Origin of the sequence: Corynebacterium lizhenjunii (genome assembly GCF_011038655.2) — a bacterium.
Taxonomy (GTDB): Bacteria; Actinomycetota; Actinomycetes; order Mycobacteriales; family Mycobacteriaceae; genus Corynebacterium; species Corynebacterium lizhenjunii.
In genome coordinates this window covers 2,351,317-2,371,271 of the sequence record NZ_CP064954.1, presented here as the reverse complement: position 1 = coordinate 2,371,271, position 19,955 = coordinate 2,351,317, and the positions used below count along the sequence as shown (strand labels likewise).

Genomic DNA, 19,955 nt, shown 5'->3' with positions numbered 1-19,955 from the left:
AAGTTAGTACAGTAATCTGCGGGGCGTGCCCATGTCGCACACTGTGGCCACTGCGCCTAGCAACGCATAGCGCACGCAGCTGTGCACCCTGCGCCTAGCTGCGCCCAACCGCGCCCCGTACAAACCAAAGGAGGCCATCATGCACCCCGGAGGACCCCCACCCGGCCCCGCGACCAAGGACCGCGCAGACGTCGAACGCCTGCAAGAGCACCCCGTGAGCATGCGCCGCGTCTTCGGCCTCTTTCGCCCGCACGTGCCCACCCTGCTGCTTATCACCGGGCTGATTGTGGCAACCTCGGGGCTAACCGTGGTCCAGCCCTTCTTGGTGCGCCACGCAGTTGATGAGGCCATTCCAGCCCAAGACCTCACCCTGTTGGGCTGGCTGGTGGGAGGCATGGTGGGGCTGGTGGTGCTCACCCAGGGCATCGGCGTGGTGCAAACCTGGCTGTCTACCCTGGTGGGCCAAAAGATTATGCACCGCCTGCGCACGGAGGTCTTTGCTAATGTCCAATCCCAGGCGCTGGCGTTTTTTACCAGCAATCGCGACGGCGAGATTCAATCCCGCCTGACCAATGACATCTCCGGCATGCGTGGCGTGGTCACCACTACCGCCACCTCCATTGCCACCAATGTCACCATGACGGTGGCCACCATCATCGCCATGGTGGCGCTTTCACCCACCTTGTCGCTGCTATCCCTGGTGGTCCTGCCCCCTGCCATTTGGCTCACGCGTCAAACCGCCCTGCTGCGTCGGCGCATCCTGGCCAAACAACAACGCGCCCAGGCGCAGTTGCAGCAGACCATCGCGGAGCACCTTTCGGTCTCCGGCATGCGCCTGAGCAAAACCATGGGCGCCCAGGATCGCGTCTATGCGCAGTTTGCAAAGGTCTCAGAAGAGCTCATTACCCTGGAGCTGGAATCTCAGCTGGCCGGCCGGTGGCGTATGGCGTCCATGCAAATCATTTTCGGCATTATCCCTGCCCTGGTCTACCTGGTGGCCGGGCTGGTGATGGCCCGCGAGCTAGACACCTCCATGACCATCGGCACGCTCATCGCTTTCTCCACCCTGCAAACCCAGCTCTTCCGCCCCGTCACCGGCCTTCTCAACGTTTCTGCCCAGTGGGTGGCCTCCATGGCGCTGTTTAGCCGCATTTTTGAATACTTAGACCTCACCCCGGACCTGCCTGAGCCTACCCAGCCTGCCGATGCCTCCCTAAACTCGCCCTCCCTTACCTTCCGCCAGGTGGGCTACACCTATCCGGGCGCGGACCGGTCAGCCTTGCGCGGCATCGACCTGCATGTGCCCGCCGGAACCACCACCGCACTGGTGGGCCACACCGGTTCTGGCAAGTCCACGGCCGCGATGCTGGCAGCGCGCCTGGCAGACCCCACCGAGGGCACCGTCCTGCTCGGCGGCGTGGACCTGCGGCGGCTTTCTGCCGCTGCGCGCGCCCAGCACATAGGCGTGGTCAGCCAGGAGACCTACCTGCTGCACGCTTCTGTGCGGGAGAATCTGCTGTTCTCTCGTCCCGATGCCACCGATTCCGAACTCTGGGCCGCCCTCCGCCTTGCCCACGTGGACCAGGTCATCGCCGGCCTGCCGGAGGGGCTTGATACCGTGGTGGGCTCGCGCGGCTACCGTTTCTCCGGGGGTGAACAGCAGCGCCTTTCCTTGGCGCGTACTCTCCTGCGTGACCCGGATGTCCTGATTCTCGACGAGGCCACCTCCGCCCTGGACAATGAAACCGAGCGCGCTATCCAGGAGGCCGTCCTGGGCTCCGGCACCACCCGCTTGGTCATCGCCCACCGCCTGTCCACCATCCAAGACGCCGACCAGATTGTGGTGCTTGACGATGGCGCCATCGTCCAACGCGGCACCCACGCCCAGCTGCTGGCCAGCGGCGGCGCCTACGCGGACCTCGTCGCGGCGGCCCAAGCGCGCGACGGTGGCGGTAACGGGGCATCGGCAGACTAGGCCCACTGGCAAGATGCATTGCTGGGTACCGCTGCTGGCACCGGGATAACGACCTGCGAAAACTCTAAAATCCCCCCGGAGCTGCAACTCCATAAATGGGGGGAGTACATAGAATGGTTGAGACCAAAACCATGCCGGACCAGAATAGCACCCCGGCACGGAAACGCCAACGTGGAGCGCGACCCATTCGAAAAAATGGCACCGAGACAGCGGGACGCGGAAGAAATGACAAGCCACGGGCTACAAAAAGCCCCCAGTCTGAGGGCTACCGAAATCCCGATAAACCTGCTGCCAGCTTGCAATTTAGCTACCCCGGCACCCAATACCGCTTAGTACCGGCCCCCCGAAAATAAAGAAAACCCTGCAAGGCGGGGTATACTTCGTGGAGCCGACGACGGGAATCGAACCCGCGCCGTAAGCTTGGGAAGCTCAAGTTCTACCATTAAACTACGTCGGCACTGCGCGCTACTGTTCTGAGCGCTGAGACAACTCTAGCACTTCGAGTACCAGGATTGGCAAACGGCTAGACTGTAGGGGTGCTTCTTTCAGATCGTGACATCCGCGCCGCCATTGATTCTCAACAGTTGGCCATTGAGCCTTATCAGGCGGAGATGGTGCAGCCGTCCTCTATCGATGTGCGGCTGGATAAGTTCTTCCGGGTGTTCAACAACTCCCGTTACACGCACATTGATCCCAAGGAAGAAATGCCGGACTTGACCAGCCTGGTGGAGGTCGAAGACGGGGATGCTTTCGTGCTGCACCCCGGCGAGTTCGTCCTGGGTGCCACATTTGAGAAGTTCACCCTGCCGGCGGATTTGGCCGGCCGCCTGGAGGGCAAGTCTTCGCTGGGGCGGTTGGGGTTGTTGACGCACTCAACGGCTGGCTTTATTGATCCGGGCTTTTGCGGGCATATCACGCTGGAGCTGTCGAATACGGCTAACTTGCCCATCACGCTGTGGCCGGGGATGAAGGTGGGGCAGCTGGCGCTGTTTAGGATGTCTTCGCCGGCGGAAAACCCTTACGGCACCGGCGCGTTGGGCTCAAAATATCAGGGGCAGCGCGGCCCCACGCCCTCGAAGTCGTACCTGAACTTCCGCTAGCTCCTCGCCCGGAGGTCCCCGTATGCACGTGACGGTTATTGGTACTGGTTATTTGGGCGCCACGCATGCGGCTTGCCTGGCGCAGCTGGGCCATCAGGTGCTGGGGCTAGACACGGACGCGCACAAGGTTGCTGCGCTTAATTCCGGGACTCCGCCTTTCTTCGAGCCGGGTTTGCCGGAGCTGCTGCGGCGCAATCTTGCCGCCGGTCGCCTGCAGTTCACCACGGATTATGCCCTCGCTGCGCGGTATGCGAATGTGCATTTCCTGGCGGTGGGCACCCCGCAGCGCCCGGGTTCCTACGCAGCGGATGTCAGCTTCCTGCACGCTGCTATCCGGGCCTTGGCCCCGCACCTGCGCGGGCACCATGTCATCGTTGGGAAGTCCACAGTTCCGGTGGGCACGGCGCAGGCTTTACAAGAGCTTGCCGATACCCTCGCTGCCCCCACCGCCACCATCGAACTGGCTTGGAACCCGGAGTTTCTTCGGGAAGGTCACGCGGTGGCGGACTCGTTGCGCCCGGACCGTATTGTCCTGGGTGTACAGGCTTGCCCCGCGGCTGTCTTGTCGCAACACCCGGCTCCGGAGGCGGCGAAGCCTGCCAAACAACAGCCGGGCCCATCTGCGGATCGGGGATCATTTGCGGAGCCGGCACCGCCAAGTCTCGCCGAGGCTGCCCTGCGCGACATCTACGCTCAAGCCCTCGCGCAGGGCACTGCCTTCCTGGTCACGGACCTGCAGACCGCGGAGCTGGTGAAGGTTTCTGCCAACGCATTTTTAGCGACGAAGATATCCTTCATTAACGCTGTCTCAGAGATTTGTGAGGCCACCGGCGCGGACGTGGTGGCCCTATCGCAGGCGTTGGGGCTGGACCAGCGGATTGGCCCGCACTTTTTGGGCGCCGGCCTGGGCTTTGGCGGTGGGTGTCTGCCTAAGGATATCCGGGCGTTCATGGCGCGTGCAGGCGAGTTGGGCGTGGACCAGGCGTTGACCTTCCTGCGGGAGGTGGACGCGATTAACCAGCGCAGGCGGCAACGGGTGGTGGACTTGGCGCGGGAGGCGTGCGGGGGTGCGGTGCGGGGGCATCGGATAGCTATGCTGGGCTGCGCTTTTAAGCCGAACTCGGACGATGTTCGGGATTCCCCGGCGCTGGCCGTGGCCGGGGCCTTGGCGCTGGCGGGCGCGCAGGTGGCAGTATATGACCCGCAGGGGATGGCCAACGCCGCGCAGGAGTACCCGACCTTGGAGTACGCGGATTGTGCTGCAAGTGCCCTGCGCGGCGCCCACCTGGTTATCTTGGCTACTGAGTGGCAGGAGTTCTGTGACCTGGACCCGCACGCTGCTGCTGGGTGGGTGGCTTGCCCACAGCTTATCGATGCCCGCAATGCCCTCCCCGTCCCCGCATGGCAGGCCGCCGGCTGGACCGTCCGGGCGCTGGGGCGCACCCTGGATTAGCTGCGGGGCCGGGTGGCATCGGCAGACTGGGTGCCGGCGGGAGGGGCATCGGCAGACTGGCGTCGGCGGGAGGGGCATCGGCAGACTGGGCGGGGCGCTACGCCGGGTCGGTCTGACTCACAATGGCGGTGGGGCGACGGTCGGGAACAGTCAGGGCGGCGATGAAGGTGGTGATCGGCACGGTCAGGGTCAGCGCCACCGCGCCCACCCCGGAGCGCAACAGCTCCGTGGCCACCAAATCAGAGGTCAATACCTGGCCCAGGGGCCGCTCGGCGGCGCTAATGAGGATAAGCAGCGGCAGGGTAGCGCCCGTGTAGGAAAGCACAATGGTGTAGACCATAGAACCAATGTGGTCGCGGCCCACCTTCATTGCAGAGACAAAAAGCTGCCCCGGGCGGGCCTTCGGGTCCGCCGCATACAACTCCGTGATGGTGGAGGCCTGCGCAATCGCCACGTCATTGAGCCCACCCAGCGCGCCGATAATGAACCCACACAACAACACCCCCACAATCGACACGGAGGGCAAATACAGCAGCAGCTTCAAATTGTCCTCGGAGCTAAAGCCCTCCAGGCGGGTGGAGTCGATAGTCGCCCACGCCACCAGGGCCGCCAGGGCCAAAGTTGTCAGCGAACCGCCCAAAGCAGACGCCGACTTCCAATTCACTCCGTGGACCAGGGGGATAGCCACCAGCACGATGGTCGCACACGCAACTATGCCCACAAACAACGGCTGGGAGCCTTCAATAAGCGCGGGCAACAAGAAAACAAACACCACGCCCAGGGTGTAGCCCAGTCCTACCAGCGAGCGCACGCCCTGCCAGGCGGCAAAAGCGATGATAATAATCGCAATAATCGCCGCCCACATCCACAGCTCCCCGCTGCGCTGATAGTCCGCAAAGGAATAGCGCACTGTGCCTTCCTCATCGGTGGACTCGGAAAGTAAAATCTCATCGCCTGCTTCCAGCGTGGGGTCTCCAGCCACGCCCCAGAACACCAGCTGCGTGTTGCGGCCAGCATTCTGCCCGGAGGTTAAGGTGATGAAGGAGCGCGCGCAATCGGCAGGCTCCTCGGCGGCGGGGCGCATCGGCGGAGTGTCGAAAGCTAAACCCGTGGCAGGAGAGTGACACAAATTAGAGTCGGTGTACTCCACAGTGCCCGTGACCTGCGGCTGGTTGAGGGCGTAGGTGCGCGTAAACTCCGGGCTTACGTGCTCCTGGGGTTCCGAGCGCGGCCACAGCAACACCAGGCCGGTCAGCGTGGCAATCAACGCCACGGCCAGCAGGGAAATTAGCCCTATCCGCCAAGGGCTGTGGACCACAACCCCAGCGCGGCGCGGGCGGGAAGACCGGGAAGACGGAGCGGAGTGTTTAGCCATGCACGCCATTGTTCATTATTCGGCGGCATTTGCCCAACCCCGCGCGGGCCTGGCTAGCCGCTGAGCCACCCCGCGCGGGCCTGGCCGATTGGCCGCCCGGGGCCATACCGTGCGGGCCTGGCCGGTTGGCCGCCCGGCTGCGCGCTACTGCTTGTAGCTGACCAAGAAATTGCCCAGGCGCTCAATGGCATTTTCTAGCTGGGAAGCCCACGGCAGCGTGACTACCCGGAAGTGGTCCGGGTGCGGCCAGTTAAAGCCGGTGCCTTGCACCATGAGGATCTTCTCTGCGCGGAGGATGTCCAGCATGAGCTTGGAGTCATCGTGAATCTCATACACCTCCGGGTCCAGCCGCGGGAAGGCATATAGTGCGCCCATGGGCTTGACACAGCTGACGCCGGGGATCTGGTTCAGCTTCTCCCACGCGACGTTGCGCTGTTTGAGTAGGCGCCCGCCTTCGCCGGTGAGCTCATAAATAGACTGCCGCCCACCCAACGCCACCTGAATGGCGTGTTGCGCGGGGACGTTGGGGCACAGGCGCGTGCCGGCCAGCAGATCCAGGCCTTCGATAAATCCCTTGGCGTTGTGCGTTGGCCCGGTGACTACCATCCAGCCTGCCCGGTAGCCGGCCACTCGGTAGGCCTTGGACAAGCCGTTATAGGTTATACATAGCAGGTCCGGGGCTAGGGAGGCGATGGAGGTGTGCTTGGCACCGTCATAGAGGATCCGGTCATAGATTTCATCGGCCAAAATTAGCAGGTCGTTCTCCCGCGCCACCGCAATGATGTCAAGTAGGACCTGCTTGGAATACACCGCACCGGTGGGGTTGTTGGGGTTAATCACCACAATGGCCTTGGTCTTGTCCGTGACCTTGGCGCGAATATCTTCAATGGAGGGGTTCCAGTCGTCTTCTTCGTCGCACAGGTAGTGCACGGGGGTGCCGCCGGCCAGGGAGGTCGCCGCTGTCCACAGGGGGTAATCCGGGGCGGGAATGAGCACCTCGTCGCCGTCGTTAAGCAAGGCCTGGGTGGTCATGGAAATCAGCTCAGACACGCCATTGCCAATATAGACGTCATTGACATCAAAGTGCGGGAAGTTTTCCAGCTCGTAGCGGGTGACAATGGCCCGCCGGGCAGGAATAATGCCCTTAGAGGTCGAATATCCCTGGGAGGTGGGCAGCGCGGCGATCATGTCCCGCATAATCACGTCGGGGGCGTCGAAGCCAAACACCGCCGGGTTGCCGGTGTTGAGCTTGAGTATGGAATGTCCGTCGAGCTCCATGCGCTCGGCCTCTGCGGTTACCTCGCCGCGGATGTCGTACGCAACGCCCTTGAGCTTGTCTGCCTGATCAAAAATGCGTGCCATGGGTGCTTACTATACTCGGCGGTTCAGGCCCGCCCCGCAGCTGTGGTTTAGCCGCTGCGGCACGCGCACCCCGCGCAGGCCTGCGCACGCCCGCAGAACAGCACGCGCCTGCTTAGTGCCCGGAGCTGAACTTTTGGGTGAATTTCTCGCGGGCGAGTTTGAGCGCGTCGCCGGTGAGCTCTCCGGCTTGTTGGCGGCGTTGCGCCCACAGTTGGGATTCGATGGCTTTTTGTTCTGCGCGCTGGTAGGCGGTGGCCGCGGCGATTTCGCGTTGGCGTTGTTTCTCAATCTTGCGGGGGCTGGGCACGTTCCAGGAGTCGGGGCCAATTTTGGCCACGTAGAGCAGGATCCACAGGATGGGAATGCAAAACAGCAGCCCGGTTCCGGTTAGCCCGGCTATGATTCCGGCGCCGCTTGAGGCCGCGACAATCGCCGCGATGGCCCCAAAGAGCAACGCCAGGGTGCCGGTGAGCGCGGTGGCTAACCGCGGTTTCTTGCCTGCAGCACGGGCGCGGTTCACGTCGGCTTGCGAGTAGACCTTGAGCTCGGTGGTGGATTGGGCGGGGATGTCTGCAAACAGGGGCACCAGGTCGCGGCGGGTGGTGGCGCGCATGATGTCATCGGAGCGCTCCTCAAATTCGGCCATGCTCAGCCGCCCTTCGCCCACCGCGCGCGCCAGTTGGTTCATGGCGTCGGTGCGGTCGGCATCAGACAGGCGCAGCGAGTTGCTAAAGGGCGAGGCTCCGTAGTCGTTGGTCACCCGGCCCATTATAGGCGTGCTTAGGAGGATGGTTGCTGACCGTCGCGCAGTTGTTGGGCGTACTCCGCTGCCCGCTCAGCGTCGCGTTCGATTTGTTCTGCTGAGCTTGCCGATACCCCCTCCTGCTCCTCCTTTCCTCCTTCCGCACCCTCACCCGCGTCTGCGTGGGTGTCCGGATCCGGTGTTTCTTCGCTGTTTTCTTCGTTGGGCTTTTCTCCCACCAGGCTGGCTAGGAGCGGGAAGATGGCCACGGTCAGGGCCCCGCCGGCAATGAAGATGGACGACATTTCCTCAGACATAATCCCGGAGTGCACGGCCAAGGTAGTTACTGCCACGATGATTGGCAGGCCGGTGGCGGCGTAAAGAGCCACCTGGGCGCGCTCGCGGGTGGTCTCAATATCGGAGCCAGTGTGGTGGACATTTTCGCGCAGGAACACCGGCACGCCGCGGGTAAACAGGATAAGGATGGGAATGCCCAGGACCTTGAGTGGATTGTCCACGATGACATCCCATTTGATGGACATACCCGAAACCACAAAGAATACGGGGATCAGCATGGAGTAAAACAGCACGTCCAGCCGGTTTTCCAGGCCTTTGTGGAACTCATCGGGAATGATTTGGTTGAGGATTATGCCCGCAGCGAACGCACCCAGCACGATGTCGAGTTCAAAGACGGCGGTTACTGCCATGAGGATGGCCAGTATGAGCACGATCAGCCGCAAAATGGTCTGGTTGGTCGATCCCGCCCCGGAGATAAATGCTTTCTTCACCCAGGGCACCAGCATGCTGATTGCTCGTGGCATCACCGCCACCACTACCGCAATGACCAAGAAAGCCAGCAGGATCAACGCCGTGGCCCACGTGGAGCGAGTTCCCAGCAGCAGGGCCATGGCGGTAATTGGGGCTACCTCGCCGATAGCGCCGTGAATCATTACCGAGTCTCCCACCCGGGTACCCAGCAGTTTTTCTTGTTTGAGCATGGGCGTGATGGTGCCCAACGCCGTTGAGGTCACCGCAATCGCCATGACGATAGCCAGTGGAATATCTTTGGTGATTAACCACGCCCCGGCCACGCACATTACCAGGCAGATAAGCCACGTGGAGGTCGCCGTCGCGGCCTCTTTTGAACGCAGGCTGCTCAGGTTGATTTCAAATCCCGCCAGCAGGAATAGCGCACCTACGCCGAGTTCTTTCAGCATGCCGATACCCGGGTCTCCATGCGCCAAGTCCAACACCGAGGGCCCCAGAATCATGCCAAAGATGATCAGCAGTGCCACAGCGGGCATGCGGTTGCCCGTCATGTATGAAACGAAGGGTGCCAACAACGCGGCACCCATAATCCAGGCGAATGACACCAGCGAGTCGGTGTATTCGGTGGCGCCGGCGGCCAAGACCATGGTCTCAGCCAAATTTAAGGTCTCCATGAGAACGAAATTTTAACCACGACCCCGCCCGTGCTGGTATTTGCGCAGCCCACCCCTTCCCGCTAGGGCGCAGGCGGCGCCGGAGGTGCAGGTGGCGTTGGCGCCGTTGGTGGCGCCGGAGGTGCTGGTGGCGTCGGAGCCGCGGGTGCAGTCGGAGCCGCAGGTGGGGCTGGTGGTGCTGGCGGCGTTGGTGGCGCCGGAGGTGTTGGTGCTGCTGGTGCCGCGGGTGCTGCGGGTGCTGCGGGCGGGGTGGGAGCGGCTGGCACGGTTGGCATGGTTGGCGCGGGTGGCGCAGCGGGGCTCGGAGCTGCGGGTATGGAAGGTGCAGCTGGTGCGGCCGGGGCCGCAGCCGGCGTTGGGGCTGGGGGAGCAGGCGGTGCAGTGGGCGCGGCCGGTGCACTTGGAGCAGGCGCAGCTGGTGCGGTTGGGGCAGGTACAGCCGGAGCTGACGGTGCACTAGGTGCGGCGGCGGCAGGGGCTGCGGGTGGTTTGGGTGCAGCTGGAGCTGACGGTGCACTAGGTGCGGCGGCGGCAGGGGCTGCGGGTGGTTTGGGTGCAGCTGGTGCTGGGCCGGGGGCTACTGGTGTGGGCGGGACTGGGGCCGCAGCTGAGGTTGGGGCTGGGGTTGCAGGGGCGGGGGCATCGGGAAGGGCGGCAGGGCGACGGCGCACAGGGGTGCCCAGGAATGCCTTGGGGCGGGGAGCGGGGAGGGTACCGGCGGCATCGGCAATCGAGTCCCGCAGCATGAGGGCGACGTCATTGACCTTGACCGGGCGGTCGGAGGCACTGGCCAGGGCTTTTACACCGCCGGTGAACATCACGTTGCAGAAGGGGCAGCCGGTGGCGATTTCCTGCGCGCCAGTGGCCAGGGCCTGTTCGGTACGGAAACTGTTTATCCGTGTGCCCAGCTTTTCCTCCATAAACATGCGCGCGCCGCCGGCGCCGCAGCAGAAGGCCTCGTTGCGGGTGCGGTCCATCTCCGCAATCTGCACACCGGTGGCCTCCAGCAGCTCGCGGGGCGGGTCGTAGACCTGGTTGTGTCGGCCCAGGAAGCAGGGATCATGGTAGGTAATCGGCTTGCGGTTTTCCGGGGTCCGCGGCACCGGGACCAGCAGTTTCTCGCGCACCAGGCGGTTGAGCAGCTGGGTGTGGTGGAAGACATCAAAGTGGCCGTCAAAGTCCGGGTACTCATTGCGCAGGGTGTTAAAGCAGTGCGCGCAGGTGGTGATGATTTTGCGCTGGCCGGTGGGGATGCCGTCGAAGGCCTCATTGAGGGTCTCCACATTGGCTTGGGCCATCATCTGGAAGAGGAACTCGTTGCCGGCGCGGCGGGCGGGGTCACCCGTACAGGACTCGCCGGTGGCCAACACACCAAAGTGAACCCCGGCGGTGTGCAGCAATTCCACGGTGGCTTTGGTGGTGGCGCGGGCGGAGTCGTCATAAGCCCCGGCGCAGCCCACCCAGAACAAGTACTCCATTTCAGTGAGGTCGTCTTCACCAATGATGGGCACCTCGATGCCCTCTGCGCGCAGCTCCTCAATCCAACCGCGGCGCTCCGCGGCGTTGCGGCCCCACGGGTTGCCTTTGGTCTCGATGTTCTTAAACAGCCCGGCCAGCTCTGAGGGGAAGTCGGACTCGGCCAGGACTTTGAACCGGCGCAGGTCGGCGATGTGGTCAATGTGCTCAATGTCGGTGGGGCATTGGTCTACGCAGGCGCCGCAGTTGGTGCAGGACCACAAGACGTCATCGTCAATCACACTGGTCATGGCCAAGACGTTGAGCCCGGCGTGGGAGTCGTAATTGTCCACCGCGCCCTGGCGCAGGTCCATAATGAACTTCTTCGGCGATAGTGGCTTGCCGGTATTCCACGCGGGGCATAGGTCCTGGCAGCGCCCGCACTCGGTGCAAGACGTGGCGTCTAGGAGCATCTTCCAGGAGCCCGGCGTGGGGGTGTCCTCCTCCAAATTGGGGGTGGGCAGCGCACCGGTGGCCTTGGCGCCATCGGTGTTGCGCTGGAAGAAGATGTTGAAGAACGCCATGAAGCGGTGCCACATCACGCCCCAGGTGAAGTGACGCGAAATCAGGGCAATAAATACCAAGCCGGTCAGTAGCTTAAACAGCGCCAGCGCGCTAACAAGCGTCGGTGAAGCCGGCAGCAGCTTGGCAATGTGAATGGTCAAAAAATCCGCCCACGCGGAGCCGTGCCCAAACGCCGCAATCCGCGCCGCCTTAACCCCCAGCATGCCCAGGCCTTCGCACAGCACCACGGCTTCGACCAGCAGCGCAGGGGTGCGTTGGGAATTATAGAAGCGCGAGGTGCGCTCGGTGTGCCCCAGGCGGGCGCGCACCACGATGAGCACGCTAATGCCCACCACCGTGGCCAGCCCCAGCACCTCTTCCAGGAAGTGGTAGACCGGCCAGTCCCCCAGCAGCGGCCACCCGCGGTGTGGGGCGAAGGTCTGAATATAGGCCTCAAACCACACCAGGATGCCGAACAAAAAGCCCACCATCACGGCCCAGTGCGCGGCGTTAATAACCGGCCGGCCCTTAAAATGAGTGTGGCCAAAGACCTCCACCAGCACGCGCCGCAGGCGCGCCAGCGGCTGGTTAAAGCGCGGCAGCACAGTGGGGCCGCCGGAGCGGATGAAGGTAAACATCCGGTAGGCGCGGTAGAAGAAGTACCCCCACACCGGCAGGGAGGCGAGGACGGCTATCCAACCCAAAAACATGGAGCTCCTTTTGTTTGGTCTCTAGATAGCCTAAACGGTGTGCCGGTGCTGGCGGGAATGCACCGGTCGTTCGCGGCTAGGCTTCCTCAGCGAATTGGGCCTGGTTGAGGCGGTAGTAGGCGCCCTCGTGGGCGAGCAACTGCGCGTGGGTGCCCTGCTCCACGATGCGGCCTTCTTCCATGACAATAATCAGGTCTGCGTCGCGGATAGTAGACAAACGGTGGGCGATGACAAAGGAGGTTCGTCCCGTGCGCAGAGCGTTCATGGCTTCTTGGATAAGTACCTCGGTGCGGGTGTCCACGGAGGAGGTGGCCTCGTCCAAAATTAGCAAGGCCGGCTGGGACAAAAAGGCACGCGCGATAGTAATCAACTGGCGCTCACCAGCAGAAATCGCGCCACTGTCTTGGTCGATGACGGTGTTGTAGCCATCCGGCAGCACGTGGACAAACCGGTCCACATAGGTGGCCTTAGCTGCGGCAATGACCTCCTCATCACTGGCTTCGAGGCGCCCATAGCGAATGTTGTCCATGATGGTGCCCTTAAACACCAACGCGTCTTGGAGCACCATGCCCATGTGAGAGCGCAGCTCCTGACGGGACATGGAGGAGGTATCGCGCCCATCCAGGTAGATGGCGCCAGAATCAATGTCGTAGAAGCGCATGAGCAAGTTGACCAAGGTGGTTTTACCCGCGCCGGTGGGGCCCACAATCGCCGCTGTTTGCCCTGGTTCGACCCGCAGCGTCAAGTCCTGGATTAGCGGGGTATCCGGCTGGTAGGAGAAATCGACGTTGCGGAACTCCACCAGGCCCTGCGCGCGCTGTTCGCCAGGACCGGCAACCCCGGCGCTGACAACCCCGGCACCGGCAACCCCAGCACCGGCAGATACGGCATCGGCAGGCGAGGCATCGGCAGACTCGGAGGGGGCATCGAGGAACTCGAAGACACGCTCGGCAGAAGCCACGCCGGACTGAACCTGCTGGACCATGCCACCCAGCTGGCCCAGCGGCTGGTTGAACTCGCGGGAGTACTGGATAAAGGCCTGGGCATCACCCAAAGTGAGATGGCCATTAGCCACCCGCAACGCGCCCAACACCGCAATAACCACATACGACAGATAAGAAACGAACTGCATAATCGGCATCATGATGCCCGCCAGGAACTGCGCCAGCGACGCAGAGCGGAAAAGCTGCTCATTATGCTCGTCGAATTGGGCCGTCATCGCGTCCATGCGCCCGAAGATTACCGCCAGGTTATGGCCAGAAAAAGACTCCTCCACCTGGCCATTGAGCAAACCGGTGGACTTCCACTGCTGGGTGAACTGCTTCTGGGAACGCGAGCCAATCACGCCCACCACCAGCGCAGTCAGCGGCAGCGCCAGCAGCGCAACCAACGCCAGCTGCCAGGAGACGCTAAACATCATCACGGTAATGCCGGCCACCATCAGCACGTTGTACAAAATCTGCGACACGGCCTGCTGCAGGGCGGTCTGAATATTATCGGCGTCGTTGGTGGTGCGCGAAAGCAAATCCCCGCGCGAATTGGTGTCAAAATAACTCAGCGGTAGAGAATGCACCTTGGCCTCTATGCGCTGGCGCAGGTCAAAGACCGCGCGCATGACAATCGCGTTGAGCAGGTAACCCTGCCACCACTGGAATAGCGCAGAGACCACGTACATGGCAATGACCACGGCAATCAGGCGTGCTAGGCGCTCAAAATCAATACCGAAGCCGGGGTGTAGCTCCATCGCAGCGGCCATGTCCGCAAAGCGGTGCTGCCCTGCGGCGCGCAGGCCGTCGACGGCTTGCTGGGCGGTAATTCCCGCGGGAAGGTTCTTGGAGATCACGCCAGAAAAAATCACGTCCGTGGCCCGGCCCATGACCTTCGGCGCGTACACCGCCAGCAACACGCTGAACAGGTTCATCGCCGCAATCGCCCACAGGGTGGCTTTAAACGGTGCCAGCAGGCCCAGCAAGCGGGCGGCCGAAGGCCAGAAGGCTTTGGCCTGGCGTGGGGCGGAGCCGGACCAGTCATCGCCGGCGGTGGCCTCTTCGAGCTGCTGGATTTCGGCTTCGGTGAGGTTGTGTTCAGCCATTACTTCACCTCCTGGGTGGTTTGCGAGGCATAAATTTCGCGGTAGGTTTCCGAGGTCTCCAGCAGCTGCGCGTGGGTGCCGCGGGCGACAATCTCGCCGGCGTCGAGCACCAGGATTTGGTCGGCGTGCTCAATGGAACTGATGCGCTGCGCCACGATAATCGTGGTGGCCTCCGGCTGGCGGGTGCGCAGGTCCGCGGCGAAAGCGGCGCGCACCTTGGCGTCGGTGACCACGTCGAGGGCGGAGAAGGAATCATCGAAAAGGTACACCGCCGGGCGGGCGACGAGCATCCGGGCGATAGACAGGCGCTGGCGTTGCCCGCCGGAGACGTTGGTGCCGCCCTGGGAAATGGGCATGTCCAGGTCGGTGACAAACTCAGCCTGGGCCACGCGCAGGGCGTCCCAGAGTTCGGTGTCAGTGGCTTCGGGGCGGCCTAGCCGCAGGTTGGAGGCCACGGTTCCGCTAAAAAGGTACGGTTTCTGCGGCACCATGCTTACCAGTTTGACGATGCCCCCTCGCTCCAGCTTTGCCGTATCCTCCCCGCCGAGCAGCACCTGGCCGGCCGTTGGCAGGTAGAGCCGGGGGATAAGCGAGACCAGCGTGGTTTTGCCGGAACCGGTGGCGCCGATAATCGCGGTAGTCTGTCCCGGGCGGGCGTGGAAGCTAATGTTGTGCAGCACCGGGGCTTCGGCGCCGGCGTAGGTGAAGGTGACGTCGCGGAATTCGACGTCGCCGCGCGGCTGGTCCGCCTGGCTGGTGTGCGCCGGTTGTTCAGCTTGACCAGTCTGGCCTGCTTGGCCTGCTTGTCCAGCTTGCCCTGCTTGGCCAGTCTGGCTTGTCAGCGGCGACTCGCCCGGCCCGGCGACCTCCGGGATAGAAGGAGTGTGTTCTAGGACCTCGGTGATGCGCCGGGCGCAAATAATTGCACGCGGAAGCATCATGGCCATGAAGGTGCCCATCATCACCGCGGCCAGAATCTGCAGCAGGTACTGCAAAAACGCGGTCAGCGAGCCGACTTCTACCAGCCCATCTTCCACGCGGTGCCCGCCAAACCACAGCACCGCGCCGGTGGCCACATTCAAAATTACGGTAATGATGGGAAAGAGCAGCACAAATAGCTGGCCCACCCGCAGCGAGAGCTGGGTGATGTCCTGGTTGGCGTCCTCAAAACGGCGCGTCTCATGCTCCTCGCGCACAAAAGCGCGCACCACGCGGATGCCGGTAATTTGCTCCCGCAGGGTGCCATTCATCGCGTCTAGCTTCTCCTGCCAGGCCCGAAAGAGCGGCATGAGCTTGACGATGATCGCTGAGATCGCCGCTAGCAGTACCGTCACCGATACTGCCACCAGCCACGACATGCCGGGGTCTTCCTGCAGGGCCATAATGATGCCACCGATGGACATAATCGGCGCGGTGACCATGAAGTTGAGCATCATCATGTAGACCATCTGGACTTGCTGGACGTCGTTAGTAGCGCGAGTAATCAGTGTGGGCGTGCCAAAGTGGCCCAGGTCCTCGGCGCTAAAGCGCGTCACGCGGCGAAAGACGGCGCCGCGCAGGTCCCGGCCCACGCCCATGGCGGTGCGCGAGCCAAACCATACGGCCGCTACGGCGGTAATTACCTGCACAAATGCCACCGCCAGCATGATGGCCCCGGTACGCCAGATGTAGTCGATGTCCACCTGTGCTACGCCGCGGTCGATGATTTTGGCGTTCAGCGACGGCAAGTACAGCGTGGCAGCGGCAGAGAGGGTCTGCAAAATGAGCACCGCGATGACGAATCCGGCATAGGGCTTCGAGCGCGCGGTGAGGATTCTGAATAAGTCCACAAACAGGCCTTAATTTAGTGAATAAAAACGTGAAAAATTCACTTTAGCTCGCACGTCGCCACCCCGCGACTTAGGTAAACCTGCCTGCCTGTGCTGCGCTCGTGGCGTTTAGAAGCACACCGGTGCCAGCTGGGCGCGGGAGATGACGGTTGCCCAGTCTTCGGGGGCATCGGCAAGCTGTGCGGGGGCGCACAGGCCCTCCCAGGTGGTCACAGCAACGCCGCGGGCCTTGAGCTCGAGGATGATGAGCTCGCGGTCGCCGCGGCTGGCCAGCTGGTGCAGCTCGCGGTGGGTGATGTCTGCGTCCGGGCCGGAGCCCACGCGGACGTTGCCAATCAGGCGCAGGCGGGGGACCATGCCTGCGGCGCAGTGGGCAGGACCGTCCGCTGCCCCCGCCACGGCCTCCGCGAGCACCCCAGACAGCCCCGCAAAACGGCGAAGTAGACCGAACGGTGCAGTCCGGGCGGAGATGAGGTCTACGCACATGCCGGCGCGGAGTAGATTCTCAGCGGCAGACAACGCCGCGGGACCTTCGCCGATGATGGCTATGCGCTGCGGATTACGCATGGAGGACCTCCTTCGTCCGGAATTTGTAGACTAGCTTGTCTAAAAATATAGACCGCTCATTCCGTTCGTGGCAATTTATATTCACGCTAGATTTCGAGCGTGCGCCCCCTAAAGCCCGCGCGCGTCTGCCAGCGCTGCGGGACTCCCGGGCCGGTGACCCTAGAGTGTTAAGGTATGACGGAACCACTGAATCTGCTTGGCGCTGGCAAGCACTACCGCGACCCGGCCATAAGCCCGGAGGGCACCCGGGACACCGCGCCGCTGCCGGCGGAGACCGCTGCGCGCAACGCCCAGCTGGTCGAGGACTGGGCGCAGCGCCTTTATGACGCCAGCGCCGAGGACATCATCGCCTGGGCCGCCGAGCACGCGCCCGGCCGTCTGGCCGTGACCATGTCCATGGAAAACACCGTGCTGGCGGAGCTGTCCCACCGCGCGGGACTAGACGCTGACCTGCTGTTTATTGACACGGGCTTCCACTTTCCAGAAACGCTCGAGACTGCCGATGCCGTCGCCGCTCGCTACCCAGACCTGTCCCTGGTGCGCGTCCTGCCGCTGCTTAGCCCCGAAGAACAAGACCAGGTCTATGGCCCGCGGCTTTATGCCACTGACACCGCCGCGTATAACCGCATGCGCAAGGTCGAACCGCTGAATATGGCTATGGACCCTTACGTCGGTTGGGTCACCGGCCTGCGCAGGGCGGACTCCGCCCACCGCGCCACCGCACCGGCGCTAAGCCTGGACCGCACTGGTCGGCTGAAGATTTCTCCGCTGATCACCTGGGACTTAGACCAGACAGACCGCTACATTGCGGAACATGATCTGATTATTCACCCCCTGACCCTGCAGGGCTACCGCTCTATCGGCTGCGCCCCACTGACTTTCCCAGTGGGCGATGGAGAAGACGCCCGCGCCGGCCGCGTTTTTGCCGACGGCAAAACCGAGTGCGGACTACACGAATAGGCGGCCCGCCCGCGCTGGCAGCCACTTGTACGCTGGCAGCCACCTGTAGAGGTAACCACCCGAATAGGACACCACACACACCATGACTTTCTCCCCACACCTGAAGGACTTAGAAAATGAGTCCATTCACATTCTGCGCGAAGTAGCCGGCCAATTCGATAAGGTAGGCCTACTGTTTTCCGGCGGCAAGGACTCCGTTGTCGTCTTCGAGCTGGCCCGGCGGGCGTTCGCCCCGGCCACCGTGCCTTTTGAACTCATCCACGTTGATACCGGGCACAACTTCCCGGAGGTAATCGAATTCCGCGACCGCCTGGTGCGTAACTCCGGCGCCCGCCTGCACGTGGCCCACGTCCAGGACTGGATCGACCGCGGCGCGCTACAAGAACGCCCCGATGGCACCCGCAACCCGCTGCAGTCCGTGCCGCTGGTAGAGACCATCGCCGAGCGCGGTTATGACGCAGTACTCGGCGGCGCCCGCCGCGACGAGGAGCGCGCCCGCGCCAAGGAGCGCATCTTCTCCATCCGCGACTCCTTTGGCGGCTGGGACCCGCGCCGCCAGCGCCCGGAGCTGTGGGATCTCTACAACGGCAACAAGATGGCCGGCGAGAACGTGCGCGTGTTCCCCATCTCCAACTGGACGGAATCCGATATTTGGGAATACATCGGCGCGCGCAAGCTGGAGCTTCCTTCCATTTACTATTCGCACCAGCGCGAGGTGTTCAACCGCGGCGGCATGTGGCTGGCCGCGGGGCAGTGGGGCGGGCCCCGCGAGGATGAAGAGCTGGAGGTCAAGACGGTGCGCTACCGCACGGTGGGCGATATGAGCTGCACCGGCGCCGTGGAGTCCACCGCGCGCACCCCGGATGAGGTCCTCGCGGAAATCTCTATCTCCACCTTGTCGGAGCGTGGCGCTACCCGCGCTGATGACAAGCTCTCTGAGTCCGCCATGGAAGACCGCAAGAAGGAAGGCTACTTCTGATGACTACCGCACACATTGGCGCCTTGAAGGAGCGCGAGACTCTCCGCCTGTGCACGGCGGGCTCTGTTGATGACGGCAAGTCCACCTTCGTGGGCCGCCTGCTCTACGACACCAAGTCGGTGCTGGCGGACCAGGTGGAGTCGATGGAGCGTTCCTCGACGGACCGCGGTTTCGACGGCATGGACTTGTCGCTGCTGGTGGATGGCTTGCGCGCGGAGCGCGAGCAGGGAATCACCATCGACGTTGCGTACCGCTACTTCGCCACTGACAAGCGCACGTTCATTCTTGCTGATACTCCCGGCCACGTCCAGTACACCCGCAACACCGTGACAGGCATGTCTACCTCCCAGGTGGTGGTGCTGCTTATCGATGCCCGCCACGGCGTTGTCGAGCAAACCCGCCGGCACTTGAACGTTGCGGCACTGCTGGGCGTGCGCCACGTGATTTTGGCGGTAAACAAGATTGACCTGGTCAATTACCAGGAGTCGGTCTTCCGCGAGATTGAGGCGGAGTTCCAGCGTATTGCCACCCGCCTGGAGATCACTGATACCACGGTGGTGCCCATCTCCGCGCTCAAGGGCGATAACGTGGTGGAGCGTTCCACCAATATGGAGTGGTACACCGGCCCCACGGTACTGGAGGTCCTGGAAACCACGCCGGTGAGCGGCGGCCGCGCGGAGGACCTGGACTTCCGTTTCCCGGTGCAGTACGTTATCCGCGAGCACGCCTCTGACTATCGCGGGTACGCCGGCCGCGTGAAGGCCGGCCGGGTGGCGGTGGGCGATACCGTCACCTTGCCCGGCGGGCGCACCTCCACCGTGGAGCACATTGATACCTCTGATGGTGAGCTTGCCGATGCCCCCGCTACCGTCGGTGACTCCATCGTCTTGCGCTTGGCAGATGACATTGACTTGGCGCGCGGCGACCTGATTGCCGGTAGCGACCGCCCGGCCGAAAGCCGCGAGTTCGCCGCCACTGCGGTAGTACTTACGGAAAAGGACTTGGTCCCGGGCGCGGTGTTGACGCTGCGCTATGGTTCCGCGCAGGTCAAGGCGCGTATTACTAGCGTGGACCGCATCCTCGACTTGGACGGCGTGGCGGATACGCTGGCGCCGGAGAAGGCCACGCTCAATGAGATCGCCCACGTGACTATCCAAACCCAGCTGGAACTTCCCGTCGAGGACTACGCCGCCCGCGGCGCGGTGGGTAATTTCTTGCTCATCGATCCGGGCACGGGCAACACCCTGGCGGCGGGCTTTGTGGGCCAGCGCCTGCGCTAATTCCTCCGCCCGCGCGCCGCGTCGCGGCTTTGGTTGCACCTACCCCGCGCCTCTAGCCCCTACGGCCTGC

General features: G+C 63.1%; 14 protein-coding genes and 1 tRNA gene. 6 read left to right on the top strand and 9 right to left on the bottom strand.

Annotation, left to right across the window (positions count from 1 at the left end; translation table 11 throughout):
- Nucleotides 1-139: 139 nt before the first annotated feature.
- Nucleotides 140-1,975 carry an ABC transporter ATP-binding protein gene (locus tag G7Y31_RS10835; protein ID WP_165007459.1) on the top strand — a complete coding sequence of 612 codons (1,836 nt, stop codon included), beginning with the start codon at nt 140-142 and terminating at the stop codon, nt 1,973-1,975.
- A 383-nt stretch (nt 1,976-2,358) separates the two neighbouring features.
- On the opposite strand, the gene G7Y31_RS10830 is transcribed toward G7Y31_RS10835, so the two are convergent.
- Nucleotides 2,359-2,432 (bottom strand) — tRNA-Gly (locus G7Y31_RS10830).
- 79 nt (nt 2,433-2,511) lie between these two features.
- Between G7Y31_RS10830 and dcd the strand changes: the two genes are divergently transcribed.
- Nucleotides 2,512-3,075: a dCTP deaminase gene (dcd, locus tag G7Y31_RS10825; protein WP_165007456.1), complete on the top strand. Its 564-nt coding sequence runs from the start codon at nt 2,512-2,514 to the stop codon at nt 3,073-3,075.
- A 22-nt stretch (nt 3,076-3,097) separates the two neighbouring features.
- Nucleotides 3,098-4,528, top strand: a complete 1,431-nt coding sequence (locus tag G7Y31_RS10820) for a UDP-glucose dehydrogenase family protein (RefSeq protein ID WP_196823572.1) — start codon at nt 3,098-3,100, stop codon at nt 4,526-4,528.
- 97 nt (nt 4,529-4,625) lie between these two features.
- Here the strand turns inward: G7Y31_RS10820 and G7Y31_RS10815 are convergent, their stop codons facing one another.
- The 8 genes from G7Y31_RS10815 to G7Y31_RS10780 all read right to left on the bottom strand — a co-directional run bounded on the left by G7Y31_RS10815 (nt 4,626) and on the right by G7Y31_RS10780 (nt 16,666).
- Entirely contained in the window at nt 4,626-5,903 is a 1,278-nt protein-coding gene (locus tag G7Y31_RS10815; RefSeq protein ID WP_165007453.1) for a YibE/F family protein, read from the bottom strand.
- A gap of 144 nt (nt 5,904-6,047) precedes the next feature.
- Nucleotides 6,048-7,265 (bottom strand): pyridoxal phosphate-dependent aminotransferase, encoded by a 1,218-nt coding sequence (locus G7Y31_RS10810; protein WP_165007450.1) that lies wholly within the window; start codon nt 7,263-7,265, stop codon nt 6,048-6,050.
- 112 nt (nt 7,266-7,377) lie between these two features.
- Nucleotides 7,378-8,034 carry a DUF1707 SHOCT-like domain-containing protein gene (locus tag G7Y31_RS10805; RefSeq protein ID WP_244977387.1) on the bottom strand — a complete coding sequence of 219 codons (657 nt, stop codon included), beginning with the start codon at nt 8,032-8,034 and terminating at the stop codon, nt 7,378-7,380.
- Between the two features lie 11 nt (nt 8,035-8,045).
- The gene (locus G7Y31_RS10800) at nt 8,046-9,449 is read right to left on the bottom strand and encodes a cation:proton antiporter (protein ID WP_165007448.1); all 1,404 of its coding nucleotides are present in this window, start codon (nt 9,447-9,449) and stop codon (nt 8,046-8,048) included.
- Nucleotides 9,450-9,511: 62 nt separating this feature from the next.
- Nucleotides 9,512-12,178 (bottom strand): (Fe-S)-binding protein, encoded by a 2,667-nt coding sequence (locus G7Y31_RS10795; RefSeq protein WP_165007445.1) that lies wholly within the window; start codon nt 12,176-12,178, stop codon nt 9,512-9,514.
- 76 nt (nt 12,179-12,254) lie between these two features.
- Nucleotides 12,255-14,270, bottom strand: a complete 2,016-nt coding sequence (locus G7Y31_RS10790; RefSeq protein WP_165007442.1) for an ABC transporter ATP-binding protein — start codon at nt 14,268-14,270, stop codon at nt 12,255-12,257.
- Nucleotides 14,270-16,099 carry an ABC transporter ATP-binding protein gene (locus G7Y31_RS10785; protein ID WP_165007439.1) on the bottom strand — a complete coding sequence of 610 codons (1,830 nt, stop codon included), beginning with the start codon at nt 16,097-16,099 and terminating at the stop codon, nt 14,270-14,272. Before G7Y31_RS10785 ends, G7Y31_RS10790 begins: the two co-directional genes overlap by 1 nt.
- Before the next feature lie 108 nt (nt 16,100-16,207).
- A complete protein-coding gene (locus G7Y31_RS10780) occupies nt 16,208-16,666 on the bottom strand; it encodes a methylenetetrahydrofolate--tRNA-(uracil-5-)-methyltransferase (protein ID WP_165007436.1) in 459 nt (152 codons plus the stop codon).
- Between the two features lie 174 nt (nt 16,667-16,840).
- Between G7Y31_RS10780 and G7Y31_RS10775 the strand changes: the two genes are divergently transcribed.
- From G7Y31_RS10775 to G7Y31_RS10765, 3 genes are all read left to right on the top strand, one after another.
- Entirely contained in the window at nt 16,841-17,626 is a 786-nt protein-coding gene (locus tag G7Y31_RS10775; RefSeq protein WP_165007433.1) for a phosphoadenylyl-sulfate reductase, read from the top strand.
- A gap of 82 nt (nt 17,627-17,708) precedes the next feature.
- Nucleotides 17,709-18,605, top strand: a complete 897-nt coding sequence (gene cysD, locus G7Y31_RS10770) for a sulfate adenylyltransferase subunit CysD (RefSeq protein ID WP_165007430.1) — start codon at nt 17,709-17,711, stop codon at nt 18,603-18,605.
- Nucleotides 18,605-19,885 (top strand): sulfate adenylyltransferase subunit 1, encoded by a 1,281-nt coding sequence (locus tag G7Y31_RS10765; protein WP_165007427.1) that lies wholly within the window; start codon nt 18,605-18,607, stop codon nt 19,883-19,885. Before cysD ends, G7Y31_RS10765 begins: the two co-directional genes overlap by 1 nt.
- Nucleotides 19,886-19,955 lie beyond the last annotated feature (70 nt).

Coding starts and splice junctions, on each gene's coding strand:
- G7Y31_RS10835 (WP_165007459.1), top strand. CDS start 140: ATGCACCCCGGAGGACCCCCACCCGGCCCCGCGACCAAGGACCGCGCA.
- G7Y31_RS10820 (WP_196823572.1), top strand. CDS start 3,098: ATGCACGTGACGGTTATTGGTACTGGTTATTTGGGCGCCACGCATGCG.
- G7Y31_RS10815 (WP_165007453.1), bottom strand. CDS start 5,903: ATGGCTAAACACTCCGCTCCGTCTTCCCGGTCTTCCCGCCCGCGCCGC.
- G7Y31_RS10810 (WP_165007450.1), bottom strand. CDS start 7,265: ATGGCACGCATTTTTGATCAGGCAGACAAGCTCAAGGGCGTTGCGTAC.
- G7Y31_RS10805 (WP_244977387.1), bottom strand. CDS start 8,034: ATGGGCCGGGTGACCAACGACTACGGAGCCTCGCCCTTTAGCAACTCG.
- G7Y31_RS10800 (WP_165007448.1), bottom strand. CDS start 9,449: ATGGAGACCTTAAATTTGGCTGAGACCATGGTCTTGGCCGCCGGCGCC.
- G7Y31_RS10795 (WP_165007445.1), bottom strand. CDS start 12,178: ATGTTTTTGGGTTGGATAGCCGTCCTCGCCTCCCTGCCGGTGTGGGGG.
- G7Y31_RS10790 (WP_165007442.1), bottom strand. CDS start 14,270: ATGGCTGAACACAACCTCACCGAAGCCGAAATCCAGCAGCTCGAAGAG.
- G7Y31_RS10780 (WP_165007436.1), bottom strand. CDS start 16,666: ATGCGTAATCCGCAGCGCATAGCCATCATCGGCGAAGGTCCCGCGGCG.
- G7Y31_RS10775 (WP_165007433.1), top strand. CDS start 16,841: ATGACGGAACCACTGAATCTGCTTGGCGCTGGCAAGCACTACCGCGAC.
- cysD (WP_165007430.1), top strand. CDS start 17,709: ATGACTTTCTCCCCACACCTGAAGGACTTAGAAAATGAGTCCATTCAC.
- G7Y31_RS10765 (WP_165007427.1), top strand. CDS start 18,605: ATGACTACCGCACACATTGGCGCCTTGAAGGAGCGCGAGACTCTCCGC.